The organism is Stenotrophomonas genospecies 5 (assembly GCF_054473825.1).
The window spans coordinates 331477-345728 of the sequence record NZ_JBTMUW010000002.1; the positions used below are offsets into that span (position 1 = coordinate 331477).

The following is a 14252-nucleotide window of genomic DNA, read 5'->3' on the forward strand; positions in this document are numbered from 1 at the left end:
ATGCCCCGGCCCTACAGATCGAGCGACGGCAGGGTCTGCTTCACCGCATCGATGCCCTGCCACGGATCGGCCTTCAGGCGCTTGGCCCGTGCCAGCGCCTTGTCGAGCGGGAAGGCGTCGGCCGCCTTGATCCGCGCAAGCTCTTCCCAGCGCAGCGGCACCGCCACGCCCGCACTTTCGCGGGCGCGCAGCGACCAGGAGCAGACGCTGGTCGCGCCACGCGTATTGCGCAACCAATCGATGAAGATCACACCGCCGCGCTTGGCCTTGCTCATCGTTGCCACATAGCGTTCGGGCGCCTGCTGTGCCATCGCCTGCGCGAAGGCCTCGCAGAATGCCTTGGCCTGTTCCCAGTCGGCGGCGGGCTGCAGGGGGACCACCACATGCACGCCCTTGCCGCCGGACAGCCGCACGAAACTGCGCAGGCCGATCTCCTGCAACCGGTCGCGCACGTCGCGCGCGCCGGCCTTGACCTCGTTCCAGCCGACGCCCTCACCGGGGTCCAGATCGAATACCAGCCGGTCCGGATGTTCGGGATCGGCAACCGTGGCGCCCCAGGGATGCAGCTCGAGCGTGTTCATCTGCACCAGCTGCAGCAGGCCGCGTACATCGTCGATGTAGACGTAGTCCTCGCGACCGCTCTTCTGCTGCAGGGGGACCGCATGCACGGCGTCGCCCAGGCCCGGGCCGTGGTGCTTCTGGAAGAAGCAGGCCTTGCCCGCGCCATCAGGGCAGCGCAGCAGCGAAAGGGGCCTGCCCACGATCCCGGGCAGGATCCAGCGCGCCATCTGCCGGTAGTAGTCGGCCACGTCGCCCTTGCGGATCTTCTTCTTCGCGAAGACCACACGCTCAGGGTGGCTGATGGCAACCGCGTCGTCGCTGCTCGTGGTCTTTGCAGGCATCGCCAGATCCTCGCCGCTCTTGTCGCTGCGCAGCCGCTTGAAGCTGGCCTGTCGCAGCAGCCCCTCCTTGCCCCAGCCACGGAAGGCCACTTCGGCCACCCTCACTGGCTTCACCCAGTGCACGCTGGCGGCGCGGAACGGGACGTGCGCGGGCAGCGCCACCGCAGCGTCCTCCACCGCCAACGGCTTCAGCGTCCGCGCCAGCGCGCGCAGGCTGTCATCGTCGAAGCCGGTGCCGACGCGACCCACGTAGCGCAGGCCGTCCTTGTCGGGAGTTGCCAGCAGCAACGATCCGAACCCCACGCGCGAGCCCTTCGGCGCGGTATGGCCGACGATCAGGAACTCATCGGTATCCTCATGCTTGACCTTCACCCAGCTGCGCGCACGCACGTTGACGTAGGGCGCGTCCACCTGCTTGCTGACGATGCCCTCATACCCGGCCTTACCACTGGCGGCGAAGACCTGCGGCCCATGGCCGAGGACGTGATCGCTGAACGCCAGCGTTCCGGGCGTGTCGCCGATCAACGCCTTGAGCAGCGTCTTGCGCTCAAGCAGCGGTGCCGCGCTGATGTCCACTCCCGCCACGCCGGGCAGGTCGAAGAGAAGGTAGCGTAGCGGCGCCTTCGAGCTGCCATCGATGACCCGCTGCAGAGCGGCGAAATCGCTGCGCCCCTTCTCGTCGAGCACTACCAGTTCACCGTCCAGGCGCGCGTCATCAACCGGCAGCGCCTGCACGGCCTGCACGACTTCAGGGAAGTCCCCGGTCCAGTCCAGCCCGTTGCGCGAGCGGAGCTTCACTTCACCGCCGTGCAGATCGGCCAGCAGGCGATAGCCATCCCACTTGATCTCGTGCAGCCAGCGATCGCCATCGGGCGCGGCATCGCGGTGGTCGGTCAGTTGTGGTTTGAATGCACGCGGATACGGGCGGTCGCGGGCGCCCTGCAGTTTCAGCGCGCGCGCGTGCCAGCGCGACTCCGCCTTGCGTGTCTTCCTGCCCGTCATCTTCTTCGCGCTCCCGGGGTGTTCATGCAATGGCGCGTGCAGCAGGTCGTCGGCCTCTGCGTCGCGGGCCTCGCTGTCCTCGCGCTTGATCAGCAGCCACTGCACCTGGCGTCCCTTCATCGCGGTCCGCACCAGTTTCCATCCCCCGGCCAGCCGCTGGCCATGCAGGACGAAATCGATCTTGCCCGCTGCCAGCGCCTGCAGTGGATCACCCGCGCATGCCCAGGTGCCGTGGTCGAAGACCTCCACGTGACCGGCACCGTAGTGGCCCTCGGGAATATCGCCCTGGAAGCCGGCATAGGACAGGGGATGATCTTCCACTTCCACCGCCAGCCGCTTCTCGCCAACGCGCAGCGATGGCCCTTTGGGCACCGCCCAGCTCTTGAGCACGCCGTCCATTTCGAGGCGGAAATCGAAATGGCGCGAACTGGCGTGGTGCAGCTGGATGACGAAGATCGGCCGCCGCTTCGGATCACCCGGCGCCGGCTGGTCGTCCGGTTCCGGCGTCGGCCCGTTGCCGCCGCCGAGCCGACGCTTCCGCCGGTACTGATGCAGCGACATGGATCACCCTGCCTTGCGCCGTGGCGCGGCCTTCTTCGCTGCCTTCTTCGCGGTCTTCCTGCCTGTCTTGCCGGCCGCCTTCTTCGCCGGCGCCTTGCGCGCGGCCGTCTTGCCCGCGGGGGTTCGCTTGTTCGCATCCAGGCTCTTCTGCAACAGGGCCATGAAATCGACCACGTTGGTGGTGGCGTCCTCGCGCGGTGCAGGTTCTTCGTCCACCCGGGTGGTGCCTCCCTTGGCCTTGATCCGCTTGTTGAGCACCTGCTGCAGGCGCTCGCGGAACTCGTCGTGATACTGCGACGGATCCCAGTCGCCAGCCATCGACTCGATCAGCTGCTCGGCCATCGCCGTTTCCTTGCCGGTGATGCGGTACTCGGACAGGGTGCCGGTGGGCAGCTTGAGGTCCTCCGGATCGACCAGTTCCTGCGGATAGCGGAGGATCATCAGCACCAGGGCGTGCTCTTGCGGCATCACCGCGCAAAGATACTCGCGGGTACGCACGACCACCCGTGCAATGCCGACCTTGCCGGTGCTGCGCAGCGTCTCGCGCAGCAGTACATAGCCCTTCTCGGCCTTCTTGCCCGGCACCAGCAGATAGGGCTTTTCGTAGTAGCGCGGATCGATCTGCGCCGCGTCAACGAAGGTCTCCACCTCCACGGTCTCATGGCTTTCGGGCGCCGCCGATCGGATGTCGCCTTCCTCCAGCACGACATAGCTGCCCTTGTCGTACTCGTAGGCCTTGACGATGTCCTTCCACGGGACCTCCTCACCGGTATCGGCGTTGACCCGTTCGAAACGAATCGGTTTGCGGTCGCGCGAATCGAGCATGCGGAACTGCAGATCGACCTTGCGTTCGCCGGACATCAGCGACACCGGCACGTTGAGCAGGCCGAAGGAGAGTGTTCCGGTCCAGATCGGGCGGGCCATGCGCGCACCTGTGCTTGAGCAGGACCGTCAGCTTCCGGTGCCGGGTGTAAACCACCCGTGTCGATGCCGTGCACGCCGGGTCGGCGCGCAGCATCCCGGCCAGGTCACTGCAGCAGGGGTCTTACCGCCGCTGCCGGAATATGATCCAGCGCGCGCCATGCGTCTTCCACCACCGGCCGCGCCTGCGACCAGCCCAGCCGCGACTGCCCTCGCATCTGTTCCCAATGCTCGGCCAGCTCCTCGCAGGTATCGGCCGCATCCCCACGCGGCCAGTCCGCCGCATGCGTGGTCAGTGCGAAGGCATACACCGGGCACAGGTCACGCCAGTTGCGATGACCGTGACCACGGCGTTCCTCGTAATCGCTGAGCATGTACTGGAGGTAATCCTGGGCCACGGCCTGCGGATCTTCGTGGCGACGCGTCCGGCGCTGCGCGGTGCGCTGGCCGAGCGGATCGAGCAGGGCGTTGAACACGGACGGGGCGGGGCGTTCCAGGCGGGGCATGACCGGCTCCTGCAGCGGGTCGGGTGGGCAGGAATACCGGCGGCAGCGTTATCCAGCCGTGACAGAGATGTTCATGACGCAGGGTTCGCGGTGCCTTTACCTCAGTGGCGGTGTAGTGGTCCTCCCCATGCCCAGGTACCTGATCATGAGCCGAGAGACCTCCCGAGAGCCGCTCCGCGAGAACCGTGCGCCAATTCCCGGCGAGCAGCGCGGCAAGCACGACAACGATGATGCCGACTTCCGTGGCACGGGCGCGCCCTTCTTCGACGCCGCACAGTCCGGCGAGCATCTGCCGGTGAAGCGCGAGGCTGAACAGGCCGCGCTGGACCGCAAGGACGGCGGCGACCGCCATCGGGGAGGGCAGGAGAGCCCGCTCAAGCGACGCGAACGCAAGCAGCACGCCAGCGACAACCAGGACGAGGCGCTGGAGGAAACGTTCCCGGCCAGCGACCCGACGTCACCGTTCGTGCCGGCCAAGGCGCCCGACTGACGGCCCGCAGGCGCCGCCGGTCAGGTCAGCGCCATGACCACTGCAGGCCGACACTGGCGCGGCGGCCCGGGCCGGGCTCGTAGTAGCGGCCGTTGCCATCGTTGACGATCACCGAGCCGATGTAGGCCTGGTCAAGCACGTTCTCCAACCGGGCGAAGGCACGCAGCTCGCCTCCGGGCAGCCGCCACTGGCGGCCCCCTTCCAGATGCAGCAGGGCGTAACCCGGCGCGCGTTCGTCGGCCAGGTCGTTCACCACGGTATCGCTGCTCGCGGTGGCTTCCACCGCCCACTGCCAGTCCGCGGGGGTCCACTGCAGGCGGGCAAAGGCCTGCTGGCGCGGAACACCTGGCAGGCGGCTGCCGGCATCCACGCGGGTATCGGGCACACGGCAGCCACTGCCGGCACAGGTCAGATACGGCGACCGCACCTGTGCCTGCAGCCAGGTCCAGGCCAACTGCAGTTCCAGCTGCTCGGCCAGCGGCTGCCGGTACTGCAGTTCGATGCCCTGGCGCCGCGTACGGCCGATGTTGCGGTAGGTGCTGCGGCCACCGATATTGCTGGCAACGGCCAGCTCGTCGTCGGTATCTGCGCGGAACAGGCTTGCATCCAGCTGCATTCCATCCTGTGCATGCCATTTGCTGCCGATCTCCAGCGTGCGGCTGCGCGCTGCCGCCAGATCCAGCGCCAGCCCGGCCTGGCCGTCGGCGCGATAGCCCAGTTCATTGAAGGTCGGTGTCTCGAAGCCACGGCCCACGGCGGCATGCAGGCGCCACTGCGGGTGGGCTTCAAAGCTGATCCCGGCCACGGGTGTGGTGGCCCGGTAGCGGCGGTGGCCGCTGTCGTCCGGATTGCGGTCGGTGATGTAGCGGTCGTCCGATTCGAAGCGCACGGCACTGTGCCGCACGCCGGCCAGCAGCGACCAGCGCGGACTCCACTGCCACCAGGCCTGGGCGAACTGGTCCACGTTCTGCACGATGTCGATCTGGTCGCGGCGCAGGCGCCCGCGCACGCCCAGCATGCTGCCGACGAAGTTCTCGTAGCCGGTGCGCTGCTGGCGCTGGCGGTCCGCACTGAGCCCGGCGACCAGGTCCAGCGGTCGGCCGGCCACCTCGCCCTGCCAGCTCCAGCGCGCGTCCAGGCCGCCATAGCCACTGTCCAGGTCGATCACACCGCCGGCATGCAACGGGTTGGCCTGGGCCGTCGGCGGGATCGCCAGATACTGGGTGACCGAGCGCTGGCCGGCATAGCCCATCAGCTGCCACCGCTGCGCGCCGGCCTCGCGGCTCCAGCGCAGGCCGGCCTGCTGCTGGCGCACTGATTTGCGGGTGTTGTACTGATGAGCGACGGCGGTGGCCTGGCGCGGGTCGGCCGCCACCTGCGCGCGGGTCAGACCCAGCGGATCCTGCGCATCGGGTGCGTCCAGCGCGTTGAGCAGCAGCTCCAGCCGCCCGCCTGCCAGTTCGCCGCCGACGCGGGCGTTGAGCGATTCGCGCCGGGCACGGCTGTGGTCGCGCCAGCCATCGGTACGGAAGTGGTTGGCCGCGATGTTGTAGTCCAGCACCTGACCCGCGCCGCGCAGCTGCGCACCCACGCTCAGGGTCGTGTCCGCGCCCGCACTGAGCCGCAGCCGCCACGGGTCGCCCGCCCGGCCCTGCGCGCTCCACACCTGCAGCACGCCACCGGAGGAATTGCCGTACAGCGCCGAGAACGGTCCACGCAGCACCTCCACGCGTTCGGCACCCAGCAGGCTGGCGTGCGACAGCTGGCCCTGTCCATCGGGCATGGTCGCCGGCACACCGTCGATCAGCACGCGTACGCCGCGTACGCCGAACGTCGAGCGGGCGCCAAAGCCCCGGATCGACAGCTGGGTGTCCTGCGCGAAGTTCTGCCGGTCGCGGGCCAGCAGGCCCGGCACCCCGCCCAATGCTTCGGACAGCTGCGCCCCGGTGCCGGCGCGGTCAGCATCGATCCAGACCGTATCCTGGCTGGCGGGCAGGGCGAACGGATCGATCCCCTGCACACGGGCTGCCTGCACCTGCACCGGGGGCAGGGCGGTCGTGGACGGCTCCGCCATCGCGACCAGCGGCGACAGCAGCAGGGCGGACAGGGGCAGGCGATTGCGGCGTGCGGCAGGATTCATGATTCAGGTTGATGGATCGGTCGGCAACGCACGCCATGGTACGGGGCCGCGGATGACGATGGTGGCGGCCAGCCCCGGCAGGCTTTGTTACGATGGGCCGTTTTCGGCCGAAATGCCGCAAGCCGCGTGGCGCAATTCCTCCCCCTTTCCGTCTACCGAACGAGTACCGCCGTGTCCTTCTTTGCAAACGTGGAACTGGTCCCAGGCGACCCGATCCTGGGCCTGACCGAGGCATACAACGCCGACAGCCGCCCGACCAAGGTCAACCTGGGTGTGGGCATCTACTACGACGAGAGCGGCCGCATTCCGCTGCTGCGCGCCGTCAAGCAGATCGAGCAGCAGCTCGCCGCCGAAGCCAAACCGCGCGGCTACCTGCCGATCGACGGCCTTCCGGCCTACACGCAGGCGACGCGTGAGCTGGTGTTCGGCAAGGATTCGCCGCTGCTGGCCGCAGGTTGCGTCACCACCGCACAGACCGTCGGTGGCAGCGGTGCGCTGCGCGTCGGCGCCGACGTGCTCAAGAAGCTGCTGCCGCACGCCACCGTCGCGCTGAGCAACCCGAGCTGGGAAAACCACCGCGCGGTGTTCAGTGCCGCCGGCTTCGAGGTGGTGGATTACACCTATTTCGATCCCGCGACCCACGGTGTCGACTTCGACGGCATGCTGGCCGACCTGCAGAAGCTGCAGCCGGGCAGCGTGGTGCTGCTGCACGCCTGCTGCCACAACCCGACCGGTGCCGACCTCACGGTCACGCAGTGGACGCAGGTCGCGCAGCTGCTGAAGGACCGCCAGCTGTTCCCCTTCATCGACATGGCCTACCAGGGCTTCGACAAGGGCATCGAGCAGGATGGCGCCGCCGTGCGCATCATCGCCGAAGCCGGTATCGACAGCTTCATCGTCGCCAACTCGTACTCCAAGTCGTTTTCACTGTACGGCGAGCGCGTGGGTGCACTGTCGATGGTGGCGCCGACCGCCGCCGACGCCAAGGCCGTGCAGTCGCAGGTCAAGCGCGTGATCCGCACCATCTACTCCAGCCCCTCTACCCACGGTGCAGCGCTGGTGGCCGGTGTACTGACCAACCCGGAACTGCGTGCGATGTGGGAGCAGGAGCTGACCGAGATGCGCGAACGCATCCACGCGCTGCGCCAGGGCCTGGTCGAGAAGCTGGCGGCCGCCGGCGCCCCGCAGTTCGGTTTCATCAACGAGCAGGCGGGCATGTTCTCCTACTCCGGCCTGAGCCGCGAGCAGGTCGAGCGCCTGCGCGACGAGTTCGGCATCTACGCCGTCGGCACTGGCCGCATCTGCGTGGCTGCGCTGAACCAGAACAACCTGGAGTATGTCGCCAAGGCCGTGGCCACCGTGGCCAAGGGCTGAACCCACGCTCCAGTGGCTTGAAGACAAAGGCGCCGGAAGGCGCCTTTGTTTTTGCAGCGTGTCCTGCATCGCCTCCCCTTCCCACGAGCCTCGACAAAAGGAAGGCGCTACGAGCGCATCTGGAAACGATTACGCCTTCCCGCGCTCACGCACGCAGCGGCCAGACGGGCGACAATAGGCGTTTTCCCGCTGCCGAGACCTGTCCGCCCATGTCCCGTACCTCGTTGACCCGCTTCCTGATCCAGGAACAGCACGCCGGCCGCATCAATGCCGACCTGCGTCAGCTGATCGCGGTCGTCGCCCGCGCCTGCACCAGCATCTCCATCGCCGTCAGCAAGGGCGCCCTCGGCGGCGTGCTCGGCGACGCCGGTACCGGCAACGTGCAGGGCGAGGCGCAGAAGAAGCTGGATGTCATCAGCAACGAGATCCTGCTCGAAGCCAACGCCTGGGGTGGCCACCTCGCCGCCTGCGCCTCGGAGGAAATGGACCACAGCCAGCCGGTGCCGGACATCTACCCGCGCGGCGATTTCCTGCTGCTGTTCGATCCCCTCGACGGCAGCTCCAACATCGACGTCAACGTCTCCGTCGGCACCATCTTCTCGGTGCTGCGCTGCCCGACCAACGTCGAACTGCCGGGCGATGACGCGTTCCTGCAGCCGGGCAGCAAGCAGATCGCGGCCGGCTACTGCATCTACGGGCCGAGCACCCAGCTGGTACTCACCGTGGGCCACGGAACGCATGCCTTCACCCTGGATCGCGAGAAGGGCGAGTTCGTGCTGACCACCGAGAACATGCAGATTCCGGCGGCCACCCAGGAATTCGCCATCAACATGTCCAACCAGCGCCACTGGGAAGAACCGATGCAGGCCTATGTCGGCGATCTGCTGGCCGGCAAGGAAGGTGCGCGTGGCAAGAACTTCAACATGCGCTGGATCGCCAGCATGGTGGCCGATGTGCATCGCATCCTGACGCGCGGTGGCATCTTCATCTATCCGTGGGACCGGAAGGATCCGTCCAAGGCCGGCAAGCTGCGCCTGATGTACGAAGCCAACCCGATGGGCCTGCTGGTCGAGCAGGCCGGCGGTGCCGCCTGGACCGGCCGCGAGCGCATCCTCGACATCCAGCCCGACCAGCTGCACCAGCGCGTGCCGGTGTTTCTCGGCTCGCGCGAGGAAGTGGCCGAGGCGGTGCGCTACCACCACCAGCACGACGCCGCACAGGCCTGAGCGGCGCACTGCGGACGCGCTCATGGCAGTTCGATGACATGACCGTGGGGTGACACCGACGGCGGCAAACGGCACCATCAAGCCCTTGCCGCCGAAGGAATGCACGCATGCACGAGCAGGGCCCGGTCGATTTCATCGAAGTCATCCACAACGCGGTCCCCACGGAGGTCTGTGCTGCCATCGTCGAGCGCCTGCGTGCCACCCGCGGCCTGATGCCAGGTGCCGTCGGCAGCGGCGTGTTCCCGGAACTCAAGCACAGCAAGGACCTGCGCATCAGCGGCCTGGAGGGCTGGCAGGACGTCGACGTACAGCTGCAGCAGGCCGTGTTCAAGGGCCTGCTGACTTATCTACGCCGTTATCCACAGGCGCTGATCGCACCGTTGATGTTGCAGATCCAGGACAGCGATGGTCAGCCGCGACGCCTGTCGGCCGAGGACTTCCCCGACATGCCGGAGCAGCAGCTGGCCGACCTGGCGCGCACCTGCCTGCGCCCGGGCGCGATCAACCTGCAGTGGTATGCCGCAGGCGAGGGCGGTTACCCGTACTGGCACTGCGAGCTGTACCCGAAGGATGCGCAGGCCGAAACGCTGCACCGGCATGTACTGTGGACGCTGTACCTCAACGATGGATTCGACGAAGGCGAAACCGAGTTCCTGTTCCAGGGCCGCAAGATCGCACCGCGTACCGGCAGCCTGCTGATCGCTCCGACCGCCTTCACCCACACCCATCGCGGCAATCGGCCCCAGGGCGGCGACAAGTTCATCGCGACGAGCTGGATTCTGTTCCAGAGTGCGCAGAAGTTGTTTGGGGGTGGTTGAGGCATCACGGACATCGCCGGATAGGTTCTGGCAGGTCGGTGGTCCTGCCAGCGCCTGCTGGAGAGCCGTCGAGCAATACATCCGGTACGCGGCGTAAGGAAAAGGCGACACAGCGGACGACTGACATCAGCGTCAACGATTGCCTTGTCGTCGAGAGCTTCCGAGTGGGCGCCGTCTATACAGAATGACGGCCGCCGCTACTCCGAATATCGCCATGCCAAGACCTACCATGTCCTTCTCTCCCCAAGCCTCGCCCGACAGAATTCTGCCAATAGTCACCACGAGGAAGTTCACCGGAAGCATCAATAGAAATGCCATGCCAAGCCAGAAAAGTGTTTTCATAATTTTTACTTTCCACAATCGCAGGGCGATGCAGGGTCCGTTACGTTATCTTTTATCCCTTTTGCGACTTCGTTCGCGTCCGACAACTTAGCATTTCCTCGTAGCATGTTCCGGATTCCTTTAGTCAGGCCTGTGACTGAGTTGAAGTTTGACCCACTCCCAGAAAACCGGGCCACCGTAAAGTAGAGACTTCGCCCCGCATGCGCCCCGTGGATCACGAGGAATCAGGCGATGAAGAAGTCCCGTTTCACCGAGGAGCAGATTGCGTACGCGCTCAAGCAGGTCGAGCTGGGCATGGCGGTTAGCGAGGTGTGCCGCAAGATGGGCATTGAGCCTACCCGGCCAATCAGCTACCCGACCTTGCCTACGGATAAAAAAAGCGCCAGATATCACCAGCGCCGCCTTGCCATGGACTCAGTTCTGTCAACGTGCGCTTGGCTAGCTTGCAGGTGAAATGAAGATCAAATTCCTTCTTCTCTCGTCTATAGGAATTTGCCGCGCCAATCATACCCGTAACTTCCACGACACCTTCGCGGCCAGGCAATGGATTTATGTCAACGGAAATTTCGTCGGAAGTCCAGAAGTCAGCTTTGTACGCAAATCCAGACCATCCACTCGAAAAATGTCCATTTTCCAAGCGAAGCTTCTTCATCCCTAGAGCGTCGGCACTACTCGGGTAACCCGTTATTTTTCTGAAATACTGCGAATCAGCAACGCCTTCCCTTTCGGAGAAGATTCTCAAGGATAGAACAGAGCTTGAGCCGGATCGGAGCTGGTGACCGGAATTCGCAGCCCACAAATTCGATTCGAACTCGTTCAATCCACCAAGAGATGACGTCACAATTTCTGCATCATCAACGATGATGCACTCGTGACTCTCACTCGCCCTGACGCCCCCTTGAGTTCTGCAGGATGCAACAAGAAGAACTAGCAACAGGATTCTAGCCAGCAAGATCATTGGTCACACCCGCACTGCGACTTCCGCTCTTTGTTGAAATCGTAGACTTGCTCACGTGCTCGCCGAGTTGCCTCAGGGCTAATATATCGATGATCGTAGTTGTTCGACTTCTCTTGCAACCCTATCGGGCGAGTGAAGTGCAGCCCTTCATGAATTATCGTGTCAAGCAAATTATAGACACCACTCCAATCAAGCACATCCAAGTACCTTTCGTTGAGGTGAATATATCCGTCACCTCCCCGCAGTTGTGCCTCCCCCTCAACACCGCCGCGCGGTATATCGGCCTTTGGCGCACCGGCTCCAAACTTGATATCTGGATTCATCCTCTTTGCGAAGGCAAATGCAGCATCGATATCGCATTGCGTTAACCCGAATGGATCAATTCGGCTAACCGGATTCCCTCCAACATAGGCATACGTGTTGATCCCTCCCGCCAACCCAATCGGATCACTCTGCACATAACGCCCAGCGCTCGCGTCATAGTCACGGAATCCGTTGTACCAGAGCCCACTCTCACTGTCGTAGTACTGCCCCGGGAAACCAATGTTGAGCCCACCGATATCGTCCTTCAGGACGCTGCGCCCGTACGCATAGTTGTACGCTTTCCACACCACCTGCTGCGCCTTGTTGGTCGCGTACTCCGGCCGCCCCCAGAGTGCGCAGAAGCTGTCGGGGGGAGCACCACAAGGAGCTACGTGCTTGGCGTGTGCGTTCGCCCGTATCGCTCCGGTCATCCTGTCGGCGATGAGCACTTTGGCGTTCCGCGAATGGAAAAGCAATGTCGAAGTCCAAATGAGGCTGGCAAGGATGAGTGCTGCAGCTACCCATAGCCACCGTGCGGTCAAAATTCCGGCAACAAGGACAATGCCAATGGGCGCCACAGAAACCAAAGCGATTACGTAGCAGATTGCATATTTAACGTGGCCCAGCTCCGAAATGATTTCGGTTCCGCAGCTTCTACATTCGGTCCTTATCTTCTTCTCGATCGAACGGCGAAGCGGAAAGCCCTGACCCGGAGCACCGCAACTGGGGCATGAAAACTTGAATGGGATTTCAATTCATCTCTCCTCTCCCACCACAGCCGCAGCTGCCAATGCGCCATAACTGTTGTGTGCTGCTTTGATTGCAGATCCGTATGCCGCAAGACCTGCGACCTTAAGTCCAGTTTGGCGACCGAACGCCGAACCAACAGCGTAGGCAACTGCAGTACGAGAAGCTAGCTGTAACGGGTACTTGCTCGCAACTGCAGCCGCCATGGCAGCGTGGAAGCAACGAGAACATCGATGGTTTGCTGCGCCAGTCTCTGCCCAAGGGCGCGGATCTGTCCATGGCCACCCAGGAATATCTCAACCATGTAGCGTGGTTGATGAATACCCGACCGCGTCAGACGCTGGGCTGGAAGACACCTGCAGAGGCCATGAATACCGAACTGCAGGCATCCAGATCACGTGTTGCACTTACAAGTTGAGACCGCCGATATCGGTGCCGTATTTTCTGCATTCGGCCGTTATCTTCTTCTCGATCGAACTGAAAGGTTTGAAACTCGGGCAAAGAGTACAGTAGCGGCAAGGCCTGCGAAATTATGTTTATCTGCAACTCACGAGAAAATTCTTTGCATTCAGAATTTTCTTCATCGGCCGGATATCGACGGCCATGAACATGACGTAACTCGGACCTTCAAGGTCACCGCGATTATATGCGTACAGCATTCTTTCCACGCCATCGCCGGACTCCTGGCCCAAAAGCTCGAATCCATCTGTAGCGGTTACGCCCCTCTTGATGACGCGATGAGAGAACTTTGGGTGACGTCCGATGAAGACTTCCGCGTAATGCCCCTCAGACTCCATAACCCCAAGATCAAAGTCAGGTCCGGGTGGGACCTTTCGAAACTCAACACCAACTGGGAGGTTGGCGCATATCCCATATCGATGGCTGAGTGTGGTGTTACCTTCGGTCGCCTGACAGCCGAGCATCGCCAGCAGAACCATGGAGAATGAAATTCTAGTTACTGCATTGACAGACACGGATTATGGCCTCATTTGAAGGGTCGAGGAGATCCTGTATGTTCTGCTCGGACACGGGACACTGAGATCTCTGCCCATGATTCCGGTCCCATGGTCAGCCAAACCCAACAAGTGACCTGACTCGTGAGCCAATGTCGCGTCTCCCCACTGGCCGGGCATATACCAGACTCCCTCGTTGGCCCAAGGCATCTGCACATACGACTCGCGTGTTCCGGATCGGATGGCGATTCCGTTAGTCGTGGCGGTGTGCCAAACCGGAATGGACTTCACTGTTGTCTTTACGTTGTAGGCCCCGATCTTTCCACTCCAGGCGCTTTCGATCGCCCTCGTTGCCTGCGATATCTGTGCGGAGTTTGCACCCTGGAAGTTGATTGGAATCGAGATACCAACATTGTTTCCCTTTTGACACAGGTACCCGATCAAGCCAAGTGGATCGATCATGCTGATCGGGTTCCCCTCGACATAGGCATACGTATTGATCCCCCCGCCAACTGGAGAGCCGTCGAGCAATACATGTCGCTGTTCCTGTTCGACTCCCAGTAGATCCCGCCATACAGCTTGACGATCCGCCCCCTGACGGTCAGCTCCACCGAGCGTGCCAAGCGGCCATCGCAGAACACCATCAGGCGGTAGTCGGTCTGCTGTCTGTCCATTTTCACTTGCCACTTGTTCTCTGCTGCCTGCTTCAAGAAGAAGGCAGCGACCTGCTCTAGATCAGATTCGAGCTCAGCGTCGAAGACCACCGCCAGGAAGGTGACCTTCTGCAGAATCTGGACATCAGTCGGAGGGAATCCAGAAGGCAGCACGAACGTCCTGGCAGCCCCGCGCAACTCTGCTTCCGTTGGCTTCCCATTCCAATCTCCGCCTCCTATCGAACGGCCCATTGAGAGGTAGGTCGCACCTATCAGGACAGCCACCGCCACGTACAGCAGCGACCGGAAAAACGATTTGGTCTTTACCATCCACTTCCCCAACTGCCGTCTCTTTC

General features: G+C 63.5%; 12 protein-coding genes and 2 pseudogenes. 6 read left to right on the top strand and 8 right to left on the bottom strand.

The window, feature by feature from the left end:
- Positions 1-11: 11 nt before the first annotated feature.
- The 3 genes from ligD to ACX9OW_RS16675 form a co-directional block, all read right to left on the bottom strand.
- Positions 12-2465, bottom strand: a complete 2454-nt coding sequence (ligD, locus tag ACX9OW_RS16665) for a DNA ligase D (protein WP_459062581.1) — start codon at positions 2463-2465, stop codon at positions 12-14.
- Positions 2466-2468: 3 nt separating this feature from the next.
- Positions 2469-3389 carry a non-homologous end joining protein Ku gene (ku, locus tag ACX9OW_RS16670; protein ID WP_459062582.1) on the bottom strand — a complete coding sequence of 307 codons (921 nt, stop codon included), beginning with the start codon at positions 3387-3389 and terminating at the stop codon, positions 2469-2471.
- A 104-nt stretch (positions 3390-3493) separates the two neighbouring features.
- The gene (locus ACX9OW_RS16675; RefSeq protein WP_053516083.1) at positions 3494-3892 is read right to left on the bottom strand and encodes a hypothetical protein; all 399 of its coding nucleotides are present in this window, start codon (positions 3890-3892) and stop codon (positions 3494-3496) included.
- Between the two features lie 145 nt (positions 3893-4037).
- Between ACX9OW_RS16675 and ACX9OW_RS16680 the strand changes: the two genes are divergently transcribed.
- Positions 4038-4382 carry a hypothetical protein gene (locus ACX9OW_RS16680; RefSeq protein ID WP_459062583.1) on the top strand — a complete coding sequence of 115 codons (345 nt, stop codon included), beginning with the start codon at positions 4038-4040 and terminating at the stop codon, positions 4380-4382.
- A 25-nt stretch (positions 4383-4407) separates the two neighbouring features.
- Here ACX9OW_RS16680 and ACX9OW_RS16685 read toward each other — a convergent pair whose 3' ends face one another.
- Positions 4408-6522, bottom strand: coding sequence for a TonB-dependent receptor family protein (locus ACX9OW_RS16685; protein WP_459062584.1), 2115 nt, complete (start codon positions 6520-6522; stop codon positions 4408-4410).
- A 171-nt stretch (positions 6523-6693) separates the two neighbouring features.
- Between ACX9OW_RS16685 and ACX9OW_RS16690 the strand changes: the two genes are divergently transcribed.
- The 4 genes and pseudogenes from ACX9OW_RS16690 to ACX9OW_RS16705 form a co-directional block, all read left to right on the top strand.
- The gene (locus ACX9OW_RS16690) at positions 6694-7896 is read left to right on the top strand and encodes an aromatic amino acid transaminase (protein ID WP_180876214.1); all 1203 of its coding nucleotides are present in this window, start codon (positions 6694-6696) and stop codon (positions 7894-7896) included.
- Positions 7897-8105: 209 nt separating this feature from the next.
- The gene (locus tag ACX9OW_RS16695; RefSeq protein WP_459062585.1) at positions 8106-9122 is read left to right on the top strand and encodes a class 1 fructose-bisphosphatase; all 1017 of its coding nucleotides are present in this window, start codon (positions 8106-8108) and stop codon (positions 9120-9122) included.
- 107 nt (positions 9123-9229) lie between these two features.
- A complete protein-coding gene (locus ACX9OW_RS16700; protein ID WP_074902476.1) occupies positions 9230-9940 on the top strand; it encodes a 2OG-Fe(II) oxygenase in 711 nt (236 codons plus the stop codon).
- A 573-nt stretch (positions 9941-10513) separates the two neighbouring features.
- Positions 10514-10612, top strand: a pseudogene (locus ACX9OW_RS16705) (transposase); the annotation flags it as partial.
- 34 nt (positions 10613-10646) lie between these two features.
- Here ACX9OW_RS16705 and ACX9OW_RS16710 read toward each other — a convergent pair.
- Both ACX9OW_RS16710 and ACX9OW_RS16715 read right to left on the bottom strand, forming a co-directional pair.
- Positions 10647-11240 carry a hypothetical protein gene (locus ACX9OW_RS16710; RefSeq protein WP_459062604.1) on the bottom strand — a complete coding sequence of 198 codons (594 nt, stop codon included), beginning with the start codon at positions 11238-11240 and terminating at the stop codon, positions 10647-10649.
- Positions 11237-11992, bottom strand: coding sequence for an RHS repeat-associated core domain-containing protein (locus ACX9OW_RS16715; RefSeq protein ID WP_459062586.1), 756 nt, complete (start codon positions 11990-11992; stop codon positions 11237-11239). Before ACX9OW_RS16715 ends, ACX9OW_RS16710 begins: the two co-directional genes overlap by 4 nt.
- A 500-nt stretch (positions 11993-12492) precedes the next feature.
- Here ACX9OW_RS16715 and ACX9OW_RS16720 point away from each other — a divergent pair.
- Positions 12493-12708, top strand: a pseudogene (locus ACX9OW_RS16720) (transposase); the annotation flags it as partial.
- A 118-nt stretch (positions 12709-12826) separates the two neighbouring features.
- On the opposite strand, the gene ACX9OW_RS16725 reads toward ACX9OW_RS16720, so the two are convergent.
- Positions 12827-13264: a hypothetical protein gene (locus ACX9OW_RS16725; RefSeq protein WP_253161728.1), complete on the bottom strand. Its 438-nt coding sequence runs from the start codon at positions 13262-13264 to the stop codon at positions 12827-12829.
- A gap of 437 nt (positions 13265-13701) precedes the next feature.
- The gene (locus ACX9OW_RS16730) at positions 13702-14238 is read right to left on the bottom strand and encodes a hypothetical protein (protein WP_459062587.1); all 537 of its coding nucleotides are present in this window, start codon (positions 14236-14238) and stop codon (positions 13702-13704) included.
- Positions 14239-14252 lie beyond the last annotated feature (14 nt).

Bases quoted from the DNA above. Each gene is read 5' to 3' on its own strand.
- ligD (WP_459062581.1), bottom strand. From the start codon at position 2,465: ATGTCGCTGCATCAGTACCGGCGGAAGCGTCGGCTCGGCGGCGGCAAC.
- ku (WP_459062582.1), bottom strand. From the start codon at position 3,389: ATGGCCCGCCCGATCTGGACCGGAACACTCTCCTTCGGCCTGCTCAAC.
- ACX9OW_RS16675 (WP_053516083.1), bottom strand. From the start codon at position 3,892: ATGCCCCGCCTGGAACGCCCCGCCCCGTCCGTGTTCAACGCCCTGCTC.
- ACX9OW_RS16680 (WP_459062583.1), top strand. From the start codon at position 4,038: ATGAGCCGAGAGACCTCCCGAGAGCCGCTCCGCGAGAACCGTGCGCCA.
- ACX9OW_RS16685 (WP_459062584.1), bottom strand. From the start codon at position 6,522: ATGAATCCTGCCGCACGCCGCAATCGCCTGCCCCTGTCCGCCCTGCTG.
- ACX9OW_RS16695 (WP_459062585.1), top strand. From the start codon at position 8,106: ATGTCCCGTACCTCGTTGACCCGCTTCCTGATCCAGGAACAGCACGCC.
- ACX9OW_RS16700 (WP_074902476.1), top strand. From the start codon at position 9,230: ATGCACGAGCAGGGCCCGGTCGATTTCATCGAAGTCATCCACAACGCG.
- ACX9OW_RS16710 (WP_459062604.1), bottom strand. From the start codon at position 11,240: ATGATCTTGCTGGCTAGAATCCTGTTGCTAGTTCTTCTTGTTGCATCC.